The sequence below is a fragment of the Rania fehmarnensis genome, from assembly GCF_056494185.1.
Genome location: NZ_CM151398.1, coordinates 9332411 through 9357046 on the forward strand (window position 1 = coordinate 9332411; position 24636 = coordinate 9357046).

Sequence of the window (24636 nt, forward strand, 5' to 3'; positions counted from 1 at the left end):
AAACTTGTATTTCGATTAATTTTGCTGTCGCCCGGTGGTAGGTTCATTCATATAGTTAGAAATGGCGCGACGTTTGCCGTTTCTGACCACTGATAGCCCCTCTCATTCTTGCGCTGTCAGAAACCAAATCACATATAGACACTCACCATGGCTACCTCCAAGATTTCGACGGCGTCGAAACAACCTGCGGCTTCCTATGCTCCTTCGTCCACCTTTGCGGTGCGTCCGGAAGCAGCGGTCAAGAATCGCTTGCCGTGGCTATTCAGCGCTGCGCTATTGTTGAGCACGACGGCTCTGACCATTTCGGGTTATTTGAGCTACGTCGCTTTTACCAGTTCGAAGATTCTGGGCTGCGGTGGTGGTCTGTTTGATTGCGATCACGTGCTGCATAGCAAGTGGTCCACCATGCTCGGCGTGCCCGTGGCAGCCTGGGCTAGCAGTCTTTACCTAAGTGTCTTGGCTGCGCTGCTGGTTTCGGCCAAGTCGGCTGTTTCGTCACATTCTTCGCAGGTCCGCCAATGGACATGGGGCATCGTCACAGCCGCCGGGGTCTCGGCCGGTCTGGCCGCCCTGTGGTTCATCTGGTTGCAAGTGTTTGTGCTAGAGCATCTGTGTCCATGGTGCTTGGGTGCCCACACCTGCGGTATTTTGCTGTGCCTGTCGACATTGACCCTCAGCCCGTTGAGCGGACGCATTAAAGGTCTGTGTGCCGCCGCTGGCTCGGTGGGAACCTTGGGTATGGTCATCATTCAAATAGCGACACCCGCACCGCCGACGTATACCATCGAAACCTTTTCGGTACCGGCTGCCGGTGAGCCTGCCGATGATGCCGAAATGTTCGATGCACCCTCGGAAGGTGAAGAAGTCTTCTTGGCTCCTGACGAACAGGCCAGTTTGCAAGTTCGTCCGGCCGCTTGGACTCGTCAACAACTGGTCAAGTCGGGCGCGATTTTTGGCCTGCTAGCCAGCCCACAGATCATCCTGGTCAGCCAAGTAGCTGACGAAAAGAAAAGCGATGACAAGCCAGCAGATGCGCCCAAAGCCGAAGAAAAACCAGCCGAACGCACCGTTCACCTATCGGGTGCCAATGTAAAGCTGCGTCCGCATCAATGGCCGATTGTCGGTTCACCCGACGCACCCCACATCTTTGTTGAGCTGTTCGATTACACTTGCCAGCACTGCCGGGCTACGCAGCGCGCCATCAAGGGTGCCCGCGAAAAGATGGGTGACCAATTGGCCATCATCGTGCTGCCCGTGCCACTCAGCCGTCAATGCAACGACACCGTAACCAACGAACACTCAGGTCATCGCGAGTCGTGCGAGATCTCGAAGATCGCTTTGGCCGTGTGGAAAGCCGATCCGTCTAAGTTTGCCGAGTACCATGAATGGCTGATGACCACGCCTTCCATTCCTACTGCCGCGCAAGCTCGCACCAAAGCCACCGAAATGGTGGGCGCTGAGAAGCTGAATGCCGAGATGCCTGCTGCTGCCAAGTACCTGCCCAAGCATGTCGATATCTATCGACGCTTGGGTGCGGGCCCAGTGCCCAAGCTGGTCTTTTCCAACGCAGTCATGACCGGCGAAATGACTTCGGCCGAGACTTTGATCTCGACCATCAACAAGCAGCCCAAATAGTCCACGTAGCCGAGTCTCTCCGAGACTCGGTTGCATCACCACCATAGATTGTCCGCCGCGATTCTTTTGTCCAATGCATTAGACCGTCGTCGGTCGATCCATTAGCTTGCGAGTCTCGGAGAGACTCATCCACGTAGCCGAGTCTCTCCGAGACTCGGTTGCATCAACGCCATAGATTGTCCGCCGCAATTCTTTTGTCCAACGCATTAGACCATCGTCGGCCGATCCATTAGCTTGCGAGTCTCGGAGACTCGCCCATGTATCCGAGTCTCTCTCCGAGACTCGGTTGCATCACCGCCATAGATTGTCCGCCGCGATTCTTTTGTCCAATGCTTTAGACCGTCGTCAGTCGATGCTTTAGCTTGCGAGTCTCGGAGAGACTCATCCACGTAGCCGAGTCTCTCCGAGACTCGGTTGCATCAACGCCATAGATTGTCCGCCGCAATTCTTTTGTCCAACGCATTAGACCATCGTCGGCCGATCCATTAGCTTGCGAGTCTCGGAGACTCGCCCATGTATCCGAGTCTCTCTCCGAGACTCGGTTGCATCACCGCCATAGATTGTCCGCCGCGATTCTTTTGTCCAATGCTTTAGACCGTCATCAGTCGATGCTTTAGCTTGCGAGTCTCGGAGAGACTCGCCTACGTGTTGGCCCCCAGCAGCACGCTCTTGTTCTCTACGTTGTAGCCGATGATGCTGACCTTGCCGGACCACGTTGAGCCTTCGGTGACGTGATTGGGTGTACCATCGGGCCAGGCGATGGCCACATCGATATTGTGAGACGGCAGGAATCCGCTCCACCACTCGGCTCCATCCCAATGACCAAACTCGGCTTCTTCAGAAAACTCGGGAGTGTCGATTTCTTCTTCGATGGTCAGCGTGACTGGAAACTCAAAATCGGCCACCGCTTCCAACACCATCGACAGTTGATCGGCATCGTGTTGAGATTGTTGGATCTGTACGAGCACCTGACGCAACCACGCGTCGTCGGCCGCGGTCTTGGCAGGTGAAGCGACCGCGGGAGCAATCATGGGTGGTTCGTCGGCATCTTCGTCTTCGTCGTAGTCATAAATGCCGGCTTGAGTCCCCAGGGGTATCTTTGGGTCGGGGACCACCACAACTTCCAGCGTCTTGGTCCAGTCAGGCCATTTAGGTATGTCGATCCGGCACTTCACGGTCCATTGCACTTTATTATCGGTGAACTTGAGCGATGGGGCGGCGGTGTTGGCGATCGGGAAACTGAAATCGAACGATTGCTTCTGACCAGCCGTCAGATTCAATGTCTCTGCACTGCGAAGCGTTTGTTGAAAGAGTTGATTGGTGTGCGTCTTGCGATTGCTGCCTGATCCCGAAACGCATTCTTCTGCGCACCGCACGGTCCATTCGATACCATTGATTGTCGAGTTCTTAGCGGGCGTGAAGGTCAAATTGGCTTCGACCGGGTTACCGGCATGCACTTTGGGCGATTTCAAGGCACAGGTTACCGGACCAGTTACGCGTTTGGGTAACACGACTTTGAACAAGTAGACCAGCCCCGCAATCGGACCACCCACGATCGCCAGGAACAAGACGATCGGCGAAAATAGAAAGGCGAAGATGGCCACCACTACGACCACCACCGCGCCTACGACAATACCCGTCGGCTTGGCGGCTGCCGTGGTTGGTTTCAAATCGGCCGGAGCATCCAGGGCGATCACGCGATATTCGACTTGCGTTTTGGGATCGATGGCCCATGACAACTTGGCTTGGGCCGATACGTAGTGCCCAACGTTCAAGTAGGAACCGTAGTAGGTTGGTGGCCAGCTGGCTGTCTCTAGTTTAAATGGATAGCTGTATTCTTGACCAGCTTGCCAGGTGCCTTGAAAGAGCGTTTGCTCGGCGACCTGGCCGGTATCCACATTGCCCTGTCCGTGCGTGCTCCAGAGGGTCCGGACCACCAGACCTTTGCAGTTGGTTTCTTTCTCGGCATTAACGATCACGCTGCCCGAGAGCGGCGCGCCGCCGCTACGCGGGTCGTAATCATCCAACTTGATTCTCAATTGGCAGGCAGCCATGGCTCACCTTTTTCAGCAAAGCTTTGGAACGCGACGTAGAGGTACTGCTCGATGAGCCGCACATTGGAACCGAATCGCTGCTGCAGAGCCACCACCTGAGCGAGCGAGAGGCACAGCGGATGCCACTGAGCAGGTGCCGGGCGCTCAAGGCTAGCTAGTATGCGAAGATTGAATACGCGCTGCAACCGTTGTGGAGAAAGTGGCTGGCTCAGATCGAGTGACTTCACTTCATATCCCGCGCGCCGACAGGCTCGGGTCAGATCGACATGGGTACCCAACACCACCGCCCCTGGGACGCGCAGCAGTTGCCGACGACGCCACCAACTCATGCGCTGGGCTTCATCGACCAACAACGGCCGAGTGCGCGGCAGCTGAGGTTGTGTGCCATCTTCAGGGAAATAGACATAACGGCACTCTGCATTCATGCTGCGGGTCAAGATGGCTTGCTGGAGGGCGAGCAGGTGAGTGCTCTTGCCATGGCCGCAGGGTCCAATGATTTGCAGCACGCGACCATGACGGGCTGGACGATTGCTTGGTCCATGTAGCCACTCGACCCAGGGTTCGATGTCGACGACCGCCAGTTGGGCTCGCTCCTGACGTGTCAGTTCGCCGAACGGATTGCGATACAGGTGATAACGCGCAAATGGCGAGTGATTCATAATTCCGCAGGTCCCTAGTCCTGCCAGGCTCTGGCATTTTTTGCCCAACGATTACGTCGACGCTGTGGTCGCTCGTTAGAATAACCCGGTCTCTACCACTTCGTATGGGCCTACGATCATAATGCCGCTTCCTATCCGATTCGTTACGCTGCTGATTCTAATCTGCCTAAACTCTGCGCTGTGGGCGCAGCGCGACTTGCGCGATATTCCCGAGCCGGACCCGGTGGCCGAACAAGCTGCCATGCAAGTTGGCGACGGATTCGAAGTCAATCTATACGCGTCGGATCCGATGTTCGCCAAGCCAATCCACATGAACTTTGATGAAAAAGGACGCTTGTGGATCGCTAGCAGTCGCAACTATCCCCACATCCAACCCGGCGCGCCACCGACCGATCAAGTTGTGGTGCTCGAAGATCGCAATCGCGATGGCGTAGCGGATAATCACACGGTCTTCGCAGATAACCTGTTGATACCCACCGGCGTGTTACCGGGCGATGGTGGCGTTTATGTAGCCAATAGTACCGAACTGATTCATCTGCAGGACACCGACGGAGATGGCCGAGCCGACAAGCGACGCACGATCCTGAGCGGTTTTGGTACCGAAGACACGCACCATCTGTTGCATACGTTGCGTTGGGCGCCAGATGGTTGGATGCATTTGAATCAATCGATCTACATTCACAGTCACATAGAGACGCCTTACGGTATCAAGCGACTGGACGGCGGTGGCATCTGGCGATTTGATCCGACGACGACGCAGTTGCAGATCTTCGCCAAAGGCTTCGTTAATCCTTGGGGACATGCGATCGACGGCTTTGGTCAATCGTTTGTAACCGACGGTGCCTACTATGAAGGCGTCAATTATGCTTTTCCCGAATCGGTCTTTGTGTTTCATCCGGGCGCGACGCGTTGGCTGGCCGGTTTGAATCCAGGCAGCCCCAAACATTGCGGCTTGGAAATCATCAGCGGCGATGCGATGCCGGCCGAGATGCAAGGCCGCATGATCACCAACGACTTTCGTTCGCATCGCGTGTGTGTATTCGAGCTTGCGCGGCAGGGCAGTGGCTATCGCAGCGCTCAGTTGCCGGAACTCATTCGCACACAGCACGTCGCCTTTCGACCAATCGATGTCAAGATGGGTCCCGATGGTGCCATCTATGTAGCCGATTGGTACAACCCGATCATTCAGCACGGCGAAGTCGATTTTCGCGACCCCCGGCGCGACACCGAGCATGGTCGCATTTGGAGAATCACCGCCAAGGGCAAGACGCCGTTGGTTCCGCCGCGCTATGACCAACTGAAAGAAGAAGCCCTATGTAACTTGCTGCATGACTCGGCCCTGTGGGTACGTCAGTTCGCGCGGATGGAACTGGCCACCCGGCAACGCAGCAAGCGCGATGCGGCTCTGGCTGAATACATCGATCGAGCCCGTCGAGCTGACCAGCGTTCGCTGCGACGCCTGGAAAGTCTGTGGGTCAAGCTAAGTGCGCGGCAAGTGGATGATGATGTTATTCAGTTGGTCGATCAATTGCGTCAAGATGATGAACCGCAGATTCGTGCCATCGCTGTGCGCACGATCAGTCGTTTGCATTCACAACTGCCTTCTGCAATCGAGTGGCTGACGCTAGCGGCCAGCGATCCAGATGACCAGGTAGTGTTGGAAGCCGTCACGGGTTTGGGGCAGCTGCAGTTGCCCGCCTGCGTCGAGCCACTTCTGGCAGTGGCCTCTCGGCCTGCCCAGGATCAGTTTCTGAAGTTCGCTCTCTGGAATGCGGTGCGGGCAACCGAAACTTTATGGATGAAGCAATTGAGCGAAGGCCAATTGGATGTACGCAACGATCTTGCCAAACTGCGACTGTTGGCCGACGCGGCGACGCAATCGGCGATCGCCGGTCCATTATTGGATTTGCTGCGCTCCGGAACCACGGCCCAGAGCGTTTCTGGTTCGGTGGTCGAACTGGTCGCCGAGAAAGCCGATGCCAGTGGCCTGAGCGATTTACTGGAGTGGATTCTGGGCCCAGCTACCATGCTGAGCGATTCAGCCAGGGCAGGGCACTTGGAAACATTGGCCCGCGTGACCGCAGCTCGCAATCTAAAACCTGATCGGAGCGAACCGCTGCTGGCTACTGCTTTGCAGTCGCTGCTGGACCGCTTGCCTGCGGATACGCGCGGTCCCGCGGCCGGCCAACAGGCATATGCGGCAGGGCTAATTGACCTGAGCGGACAGTGGCAATGCTCGGCCTGTGGGTCGCTGGTCGTGCGTTGGTTAGACGTGGCCCCAGACGCGCCTGATCGCGCGTTGCTGCCGCGTGCTTTGCTGGCGCTGGCCCGCATTCCAGAGGATGCAGGGCGCATGCGCGTGCGTCAACTGGCCGAAGATGTTACCGCCGAGAGCGCTATACGGGCTGCAGCTCTGTCTGCGCTGCATGTGTTCGATACCGAACAGGCCACGCGAGCCACGCTGGCGTTTCTGGCCACGATCGATGCGGACAAGCTGAGCGATGGCGAAGCGGTGGCCAATGCCCTGGTCGCCAGACCAGCGGGCATCGAAGCATTGAGGAAGTTCATCAGACACGAACAGCCCACGTGGCAAGCCGATGGCGCGCGCATCTTAGTAGCTGCCCTGCGCAATGCGCCCGGCAGCGATGATGTACTGCTGAACGAAGTCATGACGGCCACCGGTCTGGCTGCGCAGGGTTGGAAATGGTCGGACAACTGGGCCAAGCAAATTATCGAAAAGGCTTATACCAGTGGTGACCCGGCCCGCGGCGAAGCGGTCTATCGTCAAGGGCAATTGCAATGCGTGCGCTGTCATGCGATCGGCACCGCCGGAGGCACGATTGGTCCCAACCTCGTCAGCCTGGGTGGCAGTTCGACGCCTGAGTACATTCTGCAATCGTTGATCGATCCCAACGCCAAGTTGAAAGAAGGCTTTCAAACGTTGGCTGTGCTAACCGATGATGGGCAGGTGATCAGCGGTTTGCAGAAAGCGAAGACCGATGCCCAGCTGCAATTGCTGTTGGCCGACGGCACGCTCAAGACGCTGGCCACCGAGGCGATCGAATCGGTTCAGAATGGTCGCTCGCTGATGCCTGCCGGTTTGGTCGATGCGCTGAAGGAACAGGAGCTGGTGGACCTGACCCGGTTCTTGATCGAGCTTGGCAAGTCGCCCAAGTATACGATCGATACCGTGCCGCGCATTCGCAGTTGGTCGATGCTGACCAATACACCCGCAGCCACGCAAATGATCAATCGCACCAGTCTCGATACGGTTGCCACCAGTCCTCCGGAACTGATCTGGGCACCGATCACCAGCCTGGTATCGGGCCGCTTGCCGATCGCCGAGTTGCCGACCTTTCAGCTCTTTCGCGACCTGCCCACGATGGCCTTCGTGCGCTTTGATGTCGATTTGCAGCAATCGGCGCAGGTGCATTTAGAGATGACCGCTGGTGGTGAAGCGGTTTCGCTGTGGGTCGATGGTCGCCCCCGCAAATTGCCCGCTCCCGACGAAGCCCTTCAGTTAGGTGCCGGTGCACATCGGTTTGTCTTGGGTTTGCGCGTCAAAGAGGTCGCGCCCAGTTTCGGCTGTATCGTGCGCTAACGGATTGCGTTTGTACTCGTAGCGGAATGCGTCAAGCATTTCGATCCCAGCTCGTAGCGGAATGCGTCAAGCATTTCGGTCCCGGCCCTGAATCGAAAGCCTTGACGGCTTCCGCTACCTCTACCGGCATACGGCTTTTTATCGGCCGCTCGCGCGCCTGTGGTCTTCAAATCACGTTAAAATGCTGGGGTGCTCTCGATATTCAACTCACGGGTAATAAGCGATGAAATCCTGTTGGACCTGGTTGCCTCTGTGGATAGTTGGCATGTTGTGCCTTGTAACCAGTGTGGGCTGTCGAGGTTGTCTGCGCAGCGATACAGAGAAACTGACGCGCGAAGAATTGGAGAAGAAAGCCAAGGAGCAGAAGGAAGCTTTAGTTACTTCGCCGCTGTTGACATTACCGGCTGACACCGAGATCAAGATTGCGACGGCCAAACCTGGACATTGGGTTGAAACGGTTCGGCAAGTAAAAAGTAATCGCGAAGACTTGCAAGTCATTGCTACGGGCGATGTGTTACGTGGCCAAGACCGCGTGATGAATATCCCTTTCACCAGTATATCCACCGAGTTTACCCGGGCGACGGTCCTGCCCAAAGGACAAACCAAGACGATCGATCTGCAGTATTTCGTACCGACGACCACCGTTGCGGTTGATCAATTTAATCCCGTGTCGACCGCCTTGCGCTTGCGTAGCAGTTTGTTGTCGCGTTCACTGTTGACGCCAATTACGCAAGAGCCGTTTTCTACGGCCGAGCTCAGCTACGGTGAATTCTTGTTGACCGTTGTCTCACCTCGGCCACAAGAGTATGCATTCCTGTCGGCCACTGATACAGTGCTGTGGCGGGGTAGCGATTTAGCTCAAGAAGAACGCACTCGCAGTTATCGCGTCATCTTATGCGGCAGCAAGGAAGGTAAGATCGAGTTGCCTACATCGCTGCTAACGATGACGGCGATGGCCGTGATTGTGTGGGATGACCTGGCACCGGATGATTTGTCTGAAGATCAAAAGACGGCGCTGGTCGATTGGTTGCACTGGGGAGGACAATTAATTATCAGCGGACCTGGCAGTTGGTCACGCTTGCAGAACAGTTTTCTCAGTCCCTATATCCCCGTGCAGAGTGCCGAATCGAAGGAGTTGGGTACAGAGGATTTGGATGGCTTGAATCACTGGGTTGTGCCCGATCGAGCTGGTCAGCCTCAAGAGCCTCTGCAAATTGTCGGTGCCAAGGTGGCTGGCCTGAGCATGCAGTTGGCCACCGGTGGTGCCTGGTTGCCTCACACCAAAGAGCTGGTGGCTGAGAAAGCCGTGGGCCGCGGGCGGATTGTCATGACCAGTTTTCCGCTGCGCGAACAGCGGCTGTATCGGTGGAAGTATTATTCGAGTTTCTTCTCTACGGGGCTGCTCAGACGACCGGCCCGCGACGTAGCCAAACTGCAAGGCGAATCATCGCTGATTCAATTGTGGTCTGCTCCGTATCAACGTGAGAGCAAGAATCCGCTGTTCAACTCGCAGTTGCGGATCGCGTCGCGAGATATGCCACTGGGCGCCAAAAAGTCCGAAGTGGCTGAAGAGTTCGCACAGCGTAGCACCGAAGACATTCAGCGTCGCGTCAATTCGCGGAACCTGATGGCTCCTGGCGAACCAGACCCACCGGTACAGTTCGGCCGTTATGGTGCCGCGGCTCCGGAACATATTCAGTGGGCGCCCAATGGTTGCGCCTGGTCCGATACTTCTGGGTTTGCCTTCAGCGCCTTGTCCACCCTGCGCAACGCTGCTGGCATCGTGTTGCCTTCGCGCTCGACGATCATCACGCTGATCGGTGCTTACCTGGCGATCCTGGTGCCGCTGAACTGGCTGGTTTTTCGTCTGCTGGGGCGACTAGAACTAGCTTGGGTCGTGGCGCCCATCTTGGCGATTGCTGGTGTGCTGGTGGTCACGCGAGTGGCTCGCCTGGACATTGGTTTTGCGCGGCGGACCACCGAGATTGGATTGCTGGAGTTACAAGGTGAATATCCGCGCGGTCACGTGACCACTTACACGGCTTTGTATACTTCGCTCTCGACACCTTATGCGCTCGAATTCCCTGAGCGCGGCAGCGTAGCTCTGCCCTTTGGCAATGTAACCCAAGGGGCCAAGCGCATTGGTGCGGGCATGCAAGTCATTGGTGCGAAATACGGCACCTCGGCAGGTATTCGCTTGGAACCGGTCAACGTGCGTTCCAATTCACTCGAGATGTTGCATGCCGAGCAGATGGTCGGCCTGGCGGGCGGTTTGCTGTATGGCATCCCTGATGCCAGCGATCCGCAGGTGGCTGCGCTGAAGAATACTACGGGCTTGAAGTTAAAGAGCTGCGGTGTGATTCGTAAATCCGCCGCCAACGGAATTGAGTTTGCGTGGATTGGCGATATGCCCGATGACGGCTCGCGCACCGCGCGGTTCGCTACGGCTACGCTCGACACGCCTTGGGAGTACTGGAATAAATCCGCGACCACGCGCCATCCCTCGATTGAAGATGAAGAGACTCAGACCGACACGGAAGCTGAATCCAGGGCGAAAGCCAATGAGCTGTTAGTGGGTGGTCCATTGTCGGAGATGCTCGACTCTGTGCCGCTGGTCAACGGGCAAGTCAGATTGTTTGGTTATACCGATGACCGACCAGGTAAGATGGAGACCGAGCCCAACGATGGCCGGCTGGATACGCGCTGCCTGGTGATGGCTCACTTGCATCCAGCCGATTGGACTCCGATTACTCGCGATACGGCCGTCATTGGCCGGCTGCCAAACGTCATCGAAGACAGCACTTTAAAAGATGAATTTCCCGACGAAAGATAGTCCTCCCCCTCGATAGAAAATTCACATGATTGAACTGTACGAATTCGGCAAGGACTACGGTGATTTTACCGCCGTGGGCAACTTGTCCCTGAAGATCGAAGCGGGCGAAATGTTCGGCTTCATCGGTCCCAATGGGGCGGGCAAGAGTACCACGATTCGGTACCTGGCCACGCTGCTGAAGGCGTCGCGCGGGGATGCGACCGTCAATGGTCACAGCGTCAATAAAGATCCGCTAGCCGTGCGCCGCAGCATCGGTTACATGCCCGACGATTTCGGGGTGTATGACGGTATGAAAGTCTGGGAGTTCCTGGACTTCTTTGCCGTAGCCTACAAGATCGGTCGTTCGCAGCGCAAGCAAGTGATCGTCGATGTGTTGGAGTTGCTGGATTTGTCGCACAAACGCGAGGATTACGTCAACGGTCTGTCGCGCGGGATGAAGCAGCGGTTGTGTTTAGCCAAGACGCTGGTGCATGATCCACCGGTACTGATTCTGGACGAACCGACCAGCGGCTTGGATCCTCGTGCCCGCATCGAGGTAAAAGCCTTGCTGAAAGAGCTGCGGCGGATGGGCAAGACGATTTTGATCAGCAGTCACATTCTGTCGGAACTGGCCGACTGCTGTACTTCGATCGGGATTATCGAACGTGGTCAATTGCTGATGCATGGCCCAATCGAATCGGTCTATCGTCAGCTTCGCCGCAACCGCACGCTCGATATTCGGTTCATCGATAAAGCCGAAGCGGGGGTTTCCATCCTGCGTTCATGTCCCGAATTGCGCTCGATCGACATCGAAGGTAACCGCGTGGTCGTAGAGATGGAAGCTGAGGACGATCGCATCGCCCAGATCATGCAGTACCTGGTACAGCAGGGCATCCCCATGCGCAGCTTCAACGACAAAGAGCCGACGTTGGAGGACGTGTTCATGATGGTCACCAAAGGCCTGGTCACCTAAGCCGTAGGCGTCAGCCTCGGTTTTTTGGAGTGCTGTGGCGTTAGCCGTAGCTTTGATGTCCTAACCCAACCGTACCGCAGCCTGCACGCACTTGGTGATGCCGGCGTTCAGGGTGACTCAAGCTGCGGCATGAGACTTTACTTACATCAAAGCGGTGCCAGATGGCACCGCACTCCATATGGAGTGCTGTGGCGTTAGCCACAGCTTTGATGTCCTAACCCGACTGTACCGCAGCCTGCACGCACTTGGTGATGCCGGCGTTCAGGGTGACTCAAGCTGCGGCATGAGACTTTACTTACATCAAAGCGGTGCCGGATGGCACCGCACTCCATATGGAGTGCTGTGGCGTTAGCCACAGCTTTGATGTCCTAACCCGACTGTACCGCAGCCTGCATGCACTTGGTGATGCCGGCGTTCAGGGTGACTCAAGCTGCGGCATGAGACTTTACTTACATCAAAGCGGTGCCGCGGGCACCGCACTCCAAGGGCTAACGCCCTCGGTTTAGCTAGCATTCTTGGAGCGCCTTCAAATGCATAAATTCGATAAATTTTACCGGCGCCTAAAAATCTGATTAAGACTCATTTGTGCCACCAACGTATTCGTGCTCAAAGAGTTGCATCTGTCGCACCGATACATACGCACAGCATTGACACAGGTGCGAGGCGACGGAGTTCGGCTCGGATCCATAACGGCGGTCTTGGATTGCCTGTGTGACTAGTGGGCTCCGGTGCGTGCGGTGCCCGGAGCTCTGGTCCGTCGGGGCCTACTCCTGAATCCAAAAGTGTTTTTCAAGGATGGAAAAATGAAACTTTCAAGGCTAGCATTTGCTGCCGCGATTGCGAGCTCCTTAATGGGCAGCTTTGCAGACGCGCAGGTGCGAGATGCACGAGCGACTACTTATCGCTCGACTGGTTATTCGAATTATTACACTCAGTCGCCCAGCGATCAGGCACCTGCTGCCGACGAAGGCACACCAGCACCGATCGTCAGTGGCTCAAACCACTCGACTCCGAGTGTTGATCCTTCGATGAGCTACATTGCTCCAGCAGCTTGCTCCAGCAGCTGCGACATCGGCACGGGCAGCATTTCCTGTGACGATGCTTGCGATGCCGCTGGCAGCGAAGCATGGAAACTGTTCCAGTGCCCAGTGCTGGGTTTCAATATTGGCGGTTGGTCGAACGTTGGTTACCACACCGCGAACAACAACCTCAACTTCAACAACTATGCTGACCGCGTTCAGTTGCAACAGCAGTGGTTGTATGCCGAAAAGGTAGCTGATGGCAGCGAAGGCCTGGGCTTCGGTGCACGCATCGACTACCTGTACGGTACCGATGCTCCTGACACTCAATCTTTCGGTATCGCCAATCGTCACTGGGACAATTCGTGGGATAATGGTGGCGCTTATGGCCACGCTATTCCTCAATTGTACGGCGAAGTGGCCATGGGCGACCTGTCGATCAAGATGGGCCACTTCTTCACCATCATTGGTAACGAAGTGGTTCAAGCGACCGGTAACTTCTTCTACAGCCGTCAATTCACCTTCTACAACGCTGAGCCTTTCACTCACACCGGTATTCTGTCGACCTACAACGTCGACGAAGACACGGTGCTTTGGAACGGCTACGTTATGGGTTGGGACAGCGGCTTTGAAGACAACGGCGATTCGTACATCAGCGGTTTCAAGCGCAAGCTGACCGATTCGACCTCGTTGATCTACACCAATGCCTTGGGTCGCTTCAACGACGACAGTGCCAGCGCCAACTTTGGCGAACGTGGTCAGATCCACAGCGCGATCCTCACCACTTCGCTGAGCGACAAGCTGAGCCACATCTATCAGATCGACTACCTGAACACGCACAACGCCAATCAAGACGTTGTCCGCAATACGTTCGGTATGATCAACTACTTCATCTACTCACTGAACGACAAGTGGTCGTTGGGTAGCCGTTCGGAATGGTTCAACCTGACCAACAACACGGTCCACAACGTTGACAACTACAATCAAACGTTTGGTGTGAACTACAAACCCAACGCCAACCTGACCTTCCGTCCAGAAGTTCGCTGGGTATGGGACAAGGAATCGTTCGGCTACAACGAGATCAGCCCCAACGACGGTCTGCCGCTACCAAGCCAGACTTCGTTCGGTACCGACATGGTCTTCACGTTCTAAGTCGGTGACCGCCTGAACGAAGTTCCCTTGAAAAACTTTAAGCCGGCTGGGCCGATCGCAAGATCGCCCAGCCGGTTTTTTCGTGTGTGGCATAGGCTTCCAGCCTGTGTAATTGTGGCATAGTCCCGACGGCCACCTCGTTTAACCCGTAGCCGAAGGCGAGGCAATCGAAGATGTGCATACTCAGTGCAAAGTCTTTGGATTAAGCACGCAAATGCTCAGGTAATCGCTAGCTGTGAAGATCGTACAGCTATTAACTATTAAATTGCCAAGGGTCTACTCGTACTCCTACTCGCAGATTTTTCGAGTTCGAGTTCGAGTAGGAACAAATAGCGCACGTCCATAACACGTGATCGCCTTAAGCCAACAAACGCTCAGGTAAACGCAAGCTGTGGTTAGCAGGTGCGCCTCGCCTGACGGCTACGGGTTAAACGAGGACGCTCAGGTAAACGCAAGCTGTGGTTAGCAGGTGCGCCTCGCCTAGCGGCTACGGGTTAAACGAGGACGCTCAGGTAAACGCAAGCTTGTGGTTAGCAGGTGCGCCTCGCCTGACGGCTACGGGTTAAACGAGGACGCTCAGGTAAACGCAAGCTGTGGTTAGCAGGTGCGCCTCGCCTGACGGCTACGGGTTAAACGAGGACGCTCAGGTAAACGCAAGCTGTGGTTAGCAGGTGCGCCTCGCCTGACGGCTACGGGTTAAACGAGGACGCTCACGTAATAGCAAGCTGTGGTTAGCAGGTGCGCCTCGCCTAGCGGCTACGGGTTAAACGAGGATGCTCACGTAATCGCAAGCCGTGGTTAGCAGGTGCGCCTCGCCCGGCGTCTACGGGTTGAGCGATCACGAGCGATCCATGGCTACGATCTGGCCGACCATAATCCAAACGCCAACGAAGACCGCGCCAAGCATGGCATGGAACCATTCGAGGGACAACATAATTAGAATCCTGCGCTTTCGAAATTTCTTTCTTACAGCGTCGTCCCTGCGCGTTCCCAGTCCGGCCGAATTCCTGGCCAGACTATTTTTCTGTTCCGTCAATCAGCAACTACTCGCTAGCTACCTCAAACGACTTTCCAGCGTGCGCTGAAACTTCCTGTCGTTTGCCGTCGTCATCTCTTGGCTATGGTGAATAAAGATTGATAACAACCCGGCAGCGAGTAACCTCGATCGGCGTTCAGCCAATCGTATGCTGTGACTCGACTCCGGTGGTTATCGACGTAGTACATTTTTAGGTTGAAAGAAAATTTGGTTGGACGTACTCTTTAGCTGACCGGAAAACTTTACCAGCCTAAATTCATCGGGGCACAGAGAATTGGATACTACAAACTTGCGATATCTATTTGCTTGTCTGCTGGCCCTGGCCACATTGGTTTCCCCCAGTCGCGGTGGCGATTTGAAAAGCGACGTCCAGCAAATGGTCCAAGCCGCCATCGAGGCTGGGGATTTACCGGGCGCAATCGTCGCTCTGTGGCATGACGGGCAGTGGGTCTTGCGCGAAACCTACGGCCATCGGGCTGTGGAACCAACTCAGGAACCCATGACGCTCGATACAGTTTTCGATATGGCTTCGATCACCAAGCCGGTGGCCACGGCCACCAGCGCCATGCTGCTGGTTCAAGATGGTCGCTTGGATCTCAATGCACGCGTGACCGACTACTTGCCGGACTTTACCGGCGAAGGTCGCGATGATTTACGCGTCTGGCATTTGCTGACACATTCTGGTGGTTTGATTCCGGACAATGCTCTGGCTGACTATCAGTCGGGCCCTGATGAAGCCTGGCGACGGTTGATGAAGATGAAGATTCTCTCCACACCGGGGCAGAAGTTCGCTTATAGCGACGTCAGCTTTTTACTACTCGGCAAAATCGTTGAAACCATCAGTGGTCAATCGCTAAAAGATTTTTCAGCTGAGCGCATCTTCAAGCCGCTGGGCATGCAGGATTCTGGCTACGTGCCCAGGGAAGAGCTGGCTGCTCGCATTGCCCCCACGGAAAAGGTCGACGGTCAGATGCTGCGCGGTCGCGTGCATGATCCTCGAGCCGCACTTTTGAACGGTATCGCTGGCCATGCCGGTTTGTTTTCGACGCTCGATGACCTCTCGCAGTATGCGCAAATGATGCTCCGCCAAGGGCGCCTCGCCGATGGCCAGGTCTTTCTGCGATCGGACATCTATTGGCACATGACACGACCCTATGTGATTGAGACGCGCGATGAGTTCGGACCGGTCTCGCGGACGCGCGGTTGGGATCACCACAGTGGCTACAGTTACAACGGCGGCCGTGAACTATCAAGCGCCGCCTTCGGTCACGGTGGCTTTACCGGCACCGTCCTGTGGATTGATCCCGATCAGAATTTGTTCTTTGTGTTTCTCAGCAATCGTCTGCATCCCGACGGCAAGGGCAACGTCAATAAGTTGGCCGGCAACATTGCAACGCTGGCAGTGAAACAAATCAAAGAGGCCAAACACCAGACCGCTTCAGACGCGCCGGTAATGAATGGTATCGACGTCCTGGCCGCCCGCGATTTCCGAGACCTGGTCGGCAAGCGTGTGGGTCTGGTCACCAACCAGACCGGCATTGATGCCAGTGGAAAAACCACGCTCTCGCTACTCTCCAATTCACCCAACGTCAAACTGACCGCGCTATTCAGTCCCGAACACGGTATCGAAGGCAAGCTGGATGTGAACAAGATCGGTGACTCGCGCGATAGTTCACTGAATGTGCCTATCTATAGTCTGTATGGCGAGACGCGCAAACCCAAACCTGAACAGCTCGAGCAAATTGATGTGTTGGTATACGACATCCAAGATATCGGCACGCGGTTTTACACTTACATCGCCACCATGAAGAACTGCCTGGAAGCCTGTGCCGAGCAGCACAAGGAATTCATGGTTCTGGATCGTATTAATCCCATTGGTGGACGCGTAGCCGGGCCGATGCGTGATCCGGATCGCTCGACGTTTGTGGCTTGCCATGAGTTGCCTGTTCAGCACGGCATGACGGTGGGTGAATTGTGTTTGATGTTCGCCCGCGAAGGCAAGCTGGATATGCAACCTACAGTCATTCCAGTGCGCGGTTGGAAGCACAGTGATTCGTTTGCCAGTACAGGATTATGGTGGCTCAATCCATCACCCAACATGCGCACGCTCGAAGCTGCCATGTTGTATCCGGGTATTGGACTATTGGAGATGACCAACATCTCGGTCGGTCGCGGCACCGATCGACCGTTCCAATGGATCGGCGCGCCATGGATGGATGGGCAGAAATTGGCGCTCTGGTTGAACGCTCAGAAGCTGCCTGGCGTTTTGGCAGTGCCGCGCAAGATAACACCTGATGCCAGCAAGCACAGCGGCCAGGAGTGCTCAGGGGTTCAGTTTGTCATTACCGATATGGCTCAGTTCGATGCCCTGGCGCTGGGACTGACGGTAGCCCGCGGCCTGGTGGAACTGCACAAGGAGAGTTGGGACAGCAGCAAGCTGGATGTGCTGATGGTCAACAAAAAGTTCAGCGACCTGGCCGCCAGCGGAGCCAAGTACGAAGACATCATGCGCGAAAACGAAGCTGGTCTAAACGAGTTCTTAAAACGTCGGGCAGCTGTGCTGTTGTACGATTGAGTGTCACTAAGCCGACGGCGTTATTAGCCGCGGTTACTGGATGTTCGTGACGTTAACTCCGGCCGCCGGTAACGCTGAATTTCAAATCAATGTCGATTGGCGGCGGCCCCGTTACTCATCGAGAATCTGTACCCGAAAACCAAAATGAGCTGCCTTGGGTGGCTTGGGGACTGGAGCGAAAGTGACGATGAGTTGTCGACAGAACAGGCCGCGTTGGAGTTGGTGATGGGTCGCATTACACGGAAGGACTGCGGAAGGTTCCCCTGCATCAGTTACCTGACCCCGAAAGAGGTGCAAGGCGAGTTCGAAAAGTTTTCGAAGGGTACTGAACAGGTTTCGGAGAAATGGCGAAAGACTCTGCGAACGCGCTTTATCAAGTTCCTTCAGAGTGCTGCGGTGCAGGAGAAGGCCGTGGTTACCTTTTGTTATTGAAGCGACAGACAACTCAAACCTTGATACAATGCTTTACTCAACGCATGGGAGCCTTGCTCGACAGAAACGAAATGGTGATGCGAACCCAAAAATGCACCCGAGTTGCCGATCGGGCATTTCCTCAACGCAAAGTCTCTTGGCGGCGACTGGGTGATCTCCGCCGTTCGTCCGCTTGACATAACTGAGAACTCCCTTCAACAGAGGTCAGCCTTTCTAATGACTCAACGAGTATGCCAACACGTACTTTCATTATCGTGCACCTTTCTAGTATTAACGTCGATACCTCTCTCTTCACCCATCGTTCATGCCCAGGACTCCGCGACGCCGAGATCTGACTTCCTCATGGACAAAATGAGTGGCGAATGGGTAATGACGGGAACCATCGACGATAAAGAGGTGACACATGACGTCAATGTCGACTGCATTCTAAAGCGCCAGTATTTGCGAATCCACGAAGTCTCACGCGAGAAGGATGCCGACGGACAGCCGGAATACGAAGCGTGGATACACATCGCATGGGACAAAGAAAACGCTGAGTATGTGGTGATGTGGCTAGACAACACGGCCACGACCAATTTTGCACCTGAAGGAGTTGGCCATGGAAAACCAGATGGAGACCGGATCCCTTTCGTTTGGAAATCCGCCGATGGGAGCGGCATTCACAACACTTTCAAATACGACCGTGCGAGCGAAACTTGGACGTGGGAAATCGATAACGTTGACAAGTCCGAGAAGGCTTCACCTTTTGCACGATTGACATTGAAACGAAATCTAAAGCGATAACTGGCCTACACTCATCCCAGAATTACCAGGAAAGTGCCGACGTTTGCGCCGCCGGCCTGCCGGTGCCTTACGGCGACCGGCAGAGGTTGTATCGGCCCTTCAGGCCGGTCAAATACTTTACGCATAAACTATGCGCGAGTTGCTCTCCACCGACCTTGTGTCGGTGGAAGCTCGACTGGTGGGCTAGGGCCTGACGACCTAGCCAATCAGTCATCGGTCCACCGAGACGAGCTCGGTGGGGCCGAAGATAACCGGGGCTAGCGCCGGCTAGCGCCCTCGGCTTAGTCTAGTTTGAACAATCGACGGAGCGAATCAAGCAGAGTGGCATGATGATGAGGTTGATCGGCTTGCTCGCGCAGAGCTTGCAGGGGAGGGTGGAGGAGTTTGTTGACCAGGCGTTCGAAGGATTGACGGACTTCTTTCTCCGTGTATTCGTCAGTGCCATGCGCTTGCAACCGATTCAGCAAGCGCGATAACTCTTCTTCGCGAGTCTTATCGGCCTGTTCGCGCAAGCGCTGGATGGTCGAGCCGGTACCGCGATGGACCATCTCGCCTAAAAACTTCTTGGTCTCTTCGTCGATGATCCGTTCGGCTTTGGGCCATTCGGCGCGGCGCAACTGAATATTGCGATCGCAGACTTGCTGCAAGTCATCGACACTGTAGAGATAAACTTCGGATAGCTCGCTGATCCTGGAATCAAAGTCTCGCGGCACAGCCAGGTCGAGGATCAGCAGAGGTCGCGCGGAACGCTTTTGCCAAATGCCACGAAACATATCCAGCGTGACAATCGGTTCGGTGGCACTGGTGGTTGAGACCACTAAATCGGCAGAGATCAAATGTTGATCCAGTTCACTCCAAGACGCGACGCGAATATCAAAGTTGCCGGCGGGGCCAGATTGAAACTCGGCCGCCAACTCCTTGGCTCGTTCGGGATTGCGGTTAACGATTGTAATGTGATGAGCGCCCGCGTCGATCAAGTAACGCAAGGTCTCTTGGCCCATCTCGCCCGCACCGACCAGCACGATACGTTTATCATCGAAGCGCTCGAAGAACTCGGATGCTATTTCGCTGACAGCCACGCTGGGGACGCTGATGCGGCGGCGATGGATTGAGGTTTCGTTCTGGACACGCTTAGCCACGTAGGCCGCTCGTTGGAAGACGCTATTGGTCAGCACGCCGGTGCGTTGGCTGGCCGAGGCGATCTCGTAGGCCTGTTTGACTTGCGAAAGTATTTGAGCTTCGCCGACGATCATGCTGTCCAGGCTGGCCGCGACCGAGAACAGATGTTTGATCGCTTGCTCGCCGTGCAGCTCGATCAACTGCGGTCCGATATCACCCGCGACCAGCCCATGATAGTTGGCTAGAAATTGAGTGACCGCATCTTTGGTCGGTAGTGTTTCGGCAGCGTCGGCGGCCGCATAGAATTCGACGCGGTTACAGGTACTGAGCAGCACGGCCTCCGCCTCGGGCGCCTGCTGTGAAAACTGCATGAGCGCTTCAGAGACTTTGTGCGACGGGAATGCCAGCTTCTCTCGCAACTCCAGCGGTGTTCGATGATGGCTGCACCCGATCATCAACCAATGCATGCGATGATCGCTCCTTGATCAGCCCTGTCAGGATCGAGCGTCGAGGTTTCAGTACGCTGGTGCGGCGCCATAAAAAAGTAACCCAGCACCACGGCCAAGAAGATGAAGTTTGCCAAAGTCAAATAGGCTGTGCGTTTGCCACCGATTGGTCGATAGGTGGTCAATTCCAAGATCACCGCCATCACCGACCAAGCGCACAGGGCAAAGGGTGTTAGTATGCCCGCGCTCAACCAGGCAATGTGCCCGTCTTGATTGAGATTCAGCACGATGCCTGAGAGTAAACCCGCAGTCAGCATAGCGCAGCTAACAAACAGGCTCATGCGATTGAGCGACTGCAAGTACTCCAGCGATGGCAGTCGAAAGCTGCGAACCGTTTTCAGTTTGTGTTTCAGCCGATAAGACTGCACCAGGTACATCAGGCCCGTGCCCAGTCCGAAGGTGATGCTCAGCGTACCGACCAACAAGCTGAATCCGTGAATACGTCCCCAGAGACTGATCGCAGCCTCGCGCTGAAATGGTTCGGCATTCTTCCATAAAAAGGCCAGCGCTATGCACCCCATCAACAGTGGCAACATGAAGGTGCCCAGGGCGTTATCGGATCTCCGTAGCAATAATACGATATAGAGCGTAGCGATGCCCCAGGCCACCAAGAGCGCCCACTGATACCACGAAGCCAACACACCTTGGGCTTGCATGTCCAACCACATGCGGTCAGCCAGGAACATCGTGTGTGTCAGCCAACCCAGAACCATCCACCCGATGATCAGGTATGGGCGAGCACGAAAGGCAAACAGGGGGCGCGAATACTCGAGCACGGCTACGATGAAGTAGCTGAGTACAAAGCACCAAACTGTGACGCCAAAGGTCATGGCACACTAATCTCTGAAGGAAAAAGGCCAGTCTTTCAAGGGTGAAAGACTGGCCATGGATGATGCTTGTCAGTTGGATGGCTGGGAATGGAGTCCGGGGGTACCCTATGTCACATCCAATCTCTGGCGAGATCGGCTACCAAAATACCATTGAGCAAAGACGCCGGCGGTCTCTACTAGTCCCAATCCTCGTCTTCTTCGTCTTCCTCGACGTCGTCATCGTCGTCATCCCAGTCTTCGTCTTCTTCGTCGTCCCATTCCTCGTCGTCTTCAGTATCTTCTTCCTCTTCGTCGTCGACTTCTTCCCATTCGTCGTCTTCGTCTTCGAATGCTTCCTCTTCGTCTAGTTCCTCACCCTCGACGTCCTCTTCATCCTCTTCCAAGTCATCTTCCTCATCCTCGAGGTCGTCTTCCTCGTCGTCATCGAAATCATCTTCTTCGTCGTCATCGAAGAATTCGTCGTCATCATCATCTACAGCGCGGATGAATGGCGCGCCGAGCAACAGCTCGTCGGCCTGAGCGACCGAATCTTCAAGAAGAGTAGCAACCGAAAAACTCTGTTTCACCGTGGACTCCTTTGCGTCTGTGCCTGTCCCTGAGTCATGTTCGATAGAAGGTTCTGAGATGTTTGTTACGTTGACCGAGGGCGCTATGCCGGTTGGCGCGTTGATCCATTCCGACCGGGGTAACCGATCGGCACTTCTCAAACCAAACATTTGTAAAAAGTTCCGAGTTGTCCCGTAAAGATACGGTCGACCCAGATCTTCGCTACGCCCACAAATTCTTACCAAATCGCGTTCCATTAACTGTTTTAACAATTCGCCGCAACTAACACCCCGAATGGCTTCGATGTCCGCCCGTGGTACCGGTTGTCGGTAAGCCACAATCGCTAAGGTTTCCATAGCCGATTGAGTCAATCGTTGTTCCCCTGGTACATGCCGCATTCGCCTCAGCCAGGGCGCGAACTGCGGTCGCGTCAGTAAGCAGAATCCTCCTGCCACTTCTTCGATTCGAAATACTCGACCTCTGCTATCGTAGCGGTGGTTCAAAAGTCGGACCAGTGTACGCGCTTCCGTAGCATCCGCCAAGCCAGCTACTTGCGCTAACTTACGGCTGGAGAGCGGATCCTTCGATACCAGCAGCACGGCCTCCACCACTTGCAGTTTCTCTGCCTGGCTGACCGCTGGCTCCTCAGCTACGCTCGCCACCTCGGAGTCGGTCGACAAAAAGTGTATAAAAAACCGAGCAGACTGGGAAACTGGGGTAGATGAAATATTTACCCAGTTTCTTAAGGCCGGTTGCAGATTGCCCGCCGGTTTCCATGGTTGCATGTTGGCCGTACCACCTATACTCGTAGTCTATACTGGTTGTTGTATCTACTCCGTCGGTCGCTGGACGGCCACAGGTTAACAGGCTTTAGCCGCCTATCCCACTTCTGCTTAGCTTCAGTAAAGAATCGCCACTATGAGTAGTGATGCTACGGCAGTCCTTCAGAGCGGGCAACCGTCCGGCAAAAAGAACACCGCCTTCTGGAAGATCTTTTTGGCGATCTTACTAATCCTGATTGGGTTAGGATTATTTTTGCTGATGCTATTAGCCTTCTTCGGCAGCGTCTCGGGCAAGGAGTTCAGCGCTTTGTCTTGGTCCACACGCACTTTCTCCTTTACCAGAGAGCCAATCACCGGCCTCCAGGTTACCGGCATATACCATGAAGTCGACTATAAACTAAATCCTATCATCGCCCCGCATATTGCCGGTGGCAGCCTCGCTCCTCAACTCGATCGTTGGGATTTGGTATCGCTCTACCGCGGTTCAGCCTTCACCACGGGTAACGCCCAAGTACTGCTCGATTACTTAGAAGCCACTGATATAAACTCGCAACCCTATTGGGCCATGTGGACCTCGGACCATCCTCAAGCGGCTCCCATCCTGTGGGCTGCTGTGCGAGACTGCGTTCATTTGCCACGCTACGACCAGTTACCCGAACTCTTCGAAGCTGCCCGCGTAGAAACCGACCCGGTCAAATTGCGCGCAGCCCTCAACACGATTATGGTGCAAGTGACCATCGATGAAGCCCGGGCTCAAGCAACTGCGGGCCAGCCGGAAGCCGCTGCTCGGGCTGCTAAATTGGGTTTGCTGTATGATCCCAATTCCAAAGAGCTGCAGCAGTTGCTTGGTCCGAGCACATAAATATGACTGGTCAGTCAATCTATCTGGACTACGCGGCCACGACACCGCTGGATGAGAGCATCGCTCGGCAGATGACCGAGCTGATCAGTCAGCCCTGGGCCAATCCGGCCAGTCTGCATGCCGCCGGCCGCCGCGCTCTGACACAACTGGAAGATGCCAAGGATCGCATCAAGACGATTTGCTTGGGACCAGGCTCTCACGGCTATGCCCTTTGGCAGGCTTGGCACATCGTCATCACTAGCGGTGGCACAGAAGCCAACAATCTTGCCCTGCGCTCACTACGGGGCCGTGAAGACCCTTTAATCGTGGCGGCTACCGAACATCCCAGCGTTTTGACACCGGCGCAGTTGGATCCGGAGCTGTCTCCATGGACGCTGCTCTTGCCGGTCGAGCCGCTGACCGGTTTGCCGAACATCGATGCGCTTGAACAATTGTTGAGCGAGCAAGCTGGCCGGCAGAGGAAGTCGCTGGTGAGCATCATGATCGGTAATAATGAAACCGGTGTTTTGGCTGACATTCCTCGAATTTCCGGTCTGTGTCGCCGCTTCCAGGCCAAGTTGCATACCGACGCCGTTCAAGCCTTTGGCAAAGTCGACGTACCTGCACTATTGCCCATGGTCGATGCGCTGACGATCAGCGGTCACAAATTGCACGGGCCGGTGGGTGTGGGGGCTTTTATCGTGCGGTCCTCGGCCAAGCCTCAGCCCATGCTCTACGGAGGTGGTCAGCAGTTGGGTATTCGGCCCGGCACCGAGTCGGTGCTCATGACTTCCGCCCTGGCTGCGGCTTGCGAATTGGCTGAAGCTAGACGCTCCTCCGGGGATATCGAGTTGTTGAACAACCTGCGCCTTCAGTTTGAACAGCGGCTATGCCAGACAGTGCCGGCCGCCCACGTAATTGCCGGCCAGGCACCGCGCCTGCCGCATATCTCCGCTGTGGCTTTCCCTGGCTGGGATCGCCAGGCGTTGCTGATGGCACTCGATTTGGCTGGGATTCACTGTAGTTCTGGTAGCGCCTGTGCCTCGGGCAGTAGCCAACCTTCGCATGTGCTGACTGCTATGGGGCTGCCGGCCGACTGGGTAGCTGGAGCCATCCGTTTCAGCTTCAGCCATCTGACGACACAAACTGAGATCTGCTCGGCCGTTGAGCGGATTGCCAACATTTTTTCCAAAACAAAATAGTCACCCGAGTAAATCTTGACCACAATATTTATGTCACAGTGTTTAGGTCACGGTGAGATATCGGACGGGATTCGCATTG

Annotated in this window: 14 protein-coding genes; 9 read left to right on the plus strand and 5 right to left on the minus strand. The window is 55.5% G+C overall.

The window, feature by feature from the left end; genetic code table 11:
* Window positions 1–147 precede the first annotated feature (147 nt).
* On the plus strand, window positions 148–1635 hold the full coding sequence (locus tag SH573x_RS31555; protein ID WP_479352217.1) for a vitamin K epoxide reductase family protein: 1488 nt from the start codon (window positions 148–150) through the stop codon (window positions 1633–1635).
* Between the two features lie 641 nt (window positions 1636–2276).
* Here SH573x_RS31555 and SH573x_RS31560 read toward each other — a convergent pair.
* Both SH573x_RS31560 and SH573x_RS31565 read right to left on the minus strand, forming a co-directional pair.
* Window positions 2277–3689 carry a vacuolar protein sorting-associated family 26 protein gene (locus SH573x_RS31560; RefSeq protein ID WP_479352218.1) on the minus strand — a complete coding sequence of 471 codons (1413 nt, stop codon included), beginning with the start codon at window positions 3687–3689 and terminating at the stop codon, window positions 2277–2279.
* Window positions 3671–4348, minus strand: a complete 678-nt coding sequence (locus tag SH573x_RS31565; protein WP_479352219.1) for a hypothetical protein — start codon at window positions 4346–4348, stop codon at window positions 3671–3673. The genes SH573x_RS31560 and SH573x_RS31565 overlap by 19 nt, the downstream gene beginning before the upstream one ends.
* A gap of 121 nt (window positions 4349–4469) precedes the next feature.
* Between SH573x_RS31565 and SH573x_RS31570 the strand changes: the two genes are divergently transcribed.
* The 6 genes from SH573x_RS31570 (at window position 4470) to SH573x_RS31595 (ending at window position 18731) form a co-directional block, all read left to right on the plus strand.
* The gene (locus SH573x_RS31570) at window positions 4470–7949 is read left to right on the plus strand and encodes a PVC-type heme-binding CxxCH protein (RefSeq protein WP_479352220.1); all 3480 of its coding nucleotides are present in this window, start codon (window positions 4470–4472) and stop codon (window positions 7947–7949) included.
* Window positions 7950–8172: 223 nt separating this feature from the next.
* The gene (locus SH573x_RS31575) at window positions 8173–10782 is read left to right on the plus strand and encodes a hypothetical protein (RefSeq protein WP_479352221.1); all 2610 of its coding nucleotides are present in this window, start codon (window positions 8173–8175) and stop codon (window positions 10780–10782) included.
* 25 nt (window positions 10783–10807) lie between these two features.
* On the plus strand, window positions 10808–11734 hold the full coding sequence (locus tag SH573x_RS31580; RefSeq protein ID WP_479352222.1) for an ABC transporter ATP-binding protein: 927 nt from the start codon (window positions 10808–10810) through the stop codon (window positions 11732–11734).
* Between the two features lie 803 nt (window positions 11735–12537).
* Window positions 12538–13905, plus strand: a complete 1368-nt coding sequence (locus SH573x_RS31585; protein ID WP_479352223.1) for an outer membrane beta-barrel protein — start codon at window positions 12538–12540, stop codon at window positions 13903–13905.
* Between the two features lie 1325 nt (window positions 13906–15230).
* Window positions 15231–17516, plus strand: coding sequence for an exo-beta-N-acetylmuramidase NamZ domain-containing protein (locus SH573x_RS31590; RefSeq protein ID WP_479352224.1), 2286 nt, complete (start codon window positions 15231–15233; stop codon window positions 17514–17516).
* 774 nt (window positions 17517–18290) lie between these two features.
* Complete coding sequence (locus SH573x_RS31595) at window positions 18291–18731, plus strand: hypothetical protein (RefSeq protein WP_479352225.1); 441 nt, start codon at window positions 18291–18293, stop codon at window positions 18729–18731.
* 281 nt (window positions 18732–19012) lie between these two features.
* Here the strand turns inward: SH573x_RS31595 and hemA are convergent, their stop codons facing one another.
* From hemA to scpB, 3 genes are all read right to left on the minus strand, one after another.
* Window positions 19013–20317, minus strand: a complete 1305-nt coding sequence (hemA, locus tag SH573x_RS31600; protein ID WP_479352226.1) for a glutamyl-tRNA reductase — start codon at window positions 20315–20317, stop codon at window positions 19013–19015.
* Window positions 20305–21186, minus strand: a complete 882-nt coding sequence (locus tag SH573x_RS31605) for a hypothetical protein (protein ID WP_479352227.1) — start codon at window positions 21184–21186, stop codon at window positions 20305–20307. Before SH573x_RS31605 ends, hemA begins: the two co-directional genes overlap by 13 nt.
* Window positions 21187–21362: 176 nt before the next feature.
* Entirely contained in the window at window positions 21363–22517 is a 1155-nt protein-coding gene (gene scpB, locus SH573x_RS31610) for an SMC-Scp complex subunit ScpB (protein ID WP_479352228.1), read from the minus strand.
* 133 nt (window positions 22518–22650) lie between these two features.
* Here scpB and SH573x_RS31615 point away from each other — a divergent pair, with 133 nt between their 5' ends.
* Window positions 22651–23376 carry a hypothetical protein gene (locus tag SH573x_RS31615; RefSeq protein ID WP_479352229.1) on the plus strand — a complete coding sequence of 242 codons (726 nt, stop codon included), beginning with the start codon at window positions 22651–22653 and terminating at the stop codon, window positions 23374–23376.
* A 2-nt stretch (window positions 23377–23378) separates the two neighbouring features.
* Entirely contained in the window at window positions 23379–24557 is a 1179-nt protein-coding gene (locus SH573x_RS31620) for a cysteine desulfurase family protein (RefSeq protein WP_479352230.1), read from the plus strand.
* Window positions 24558–24636: the final 79 nt, after the last annotated feature.

Coding starts and splice junctions, on each gene's coding strand:
- SH573x_RS31555 (WP_479352217.1), top strand. CDS start 148: ATGGCTACCTCCAAGATTTCGACGGCGTCGAAACAACCTGCGGCTTCC.
- SH573x_RS31560 (WP_479352218.1), bottom strand. CDS start 3,689: ATGGCTGCCTGCCAATTGAGAATCAAGTTGGATGATTACGACCCGCGT.
- SH573x_RS31565 (WP_479352219.1), bottom strand. CDS start 4,348: ATGAATCACTCGCCATTTGCGCGTTATCACCTGTATCGCAATCCGTTC.
- SH573x_RS31570 (WP_479352220.1), top strand. CDS start 4,470: ATGCCGCTTCCTATCCGATTCGTTACGCTGCTGATTCTAATCTGCCTA.
- SH573x_RS31575 (WP_479352221.1), top strand. CDS start 8,173: ATGAAATCCTGTTGGACCTGGTTGCCTCTGTGGATAGTTGGCATGTTG.
- SH573x_RS31580 (WP_479352222.1), top strand. CDS start 10,808: ATGATTGAACTGTACGAATTCGGCAAGGACTACGGTGATTTTACCGCC.
- SH573x_RS31585 (WP_479352223.1), top strand. CDS start 12,538: ATGAAACTTTCAAGGCTAGCATTTGCTGCCGCGATTGCGAGCTCCTTA.
- SH573x_RS31595 (WP_479352225.1), top strand. CDS start 18,291: ATGGACAAAATGAGTGGCGAATGGGTAATGACGGGAACCATCGACGAT.
- hemA (WP_479352226.1), bottom strand. CDS start 20,317: ATGCATTGGTTGATGATCGGGTGCAGCCATCATCGAACACCGCTGGAG.
- SH573x_RS31605 (WP_479352227.1), bottom strand. CDS start 21,186: ATGACCTTTGGCGTCACAGTTTGGTGCTTTGTACTCAGCTACTTCATC.
- scpB (WP_479352228.1), bottom strand. CDS start 22,517: ATGCAACCATGGAAACCGGCGGGCAATCTGCAACCGGCCTTAAGAAAC.
- SH573x_RS31615 (WP_479352229.1), top strand. CDS start 22,651: ATGAGTAGTGATGCTACGGCAGTCCTTCAGAGCGGGCAACCGTCCGGC.
- SH573x_RS31620 (WP_479352230.1), top strand. CDS start 23,379: ATGACTGGTCAGTCAATCTATCTGGACTACGCGGCCACGACACCGCTG.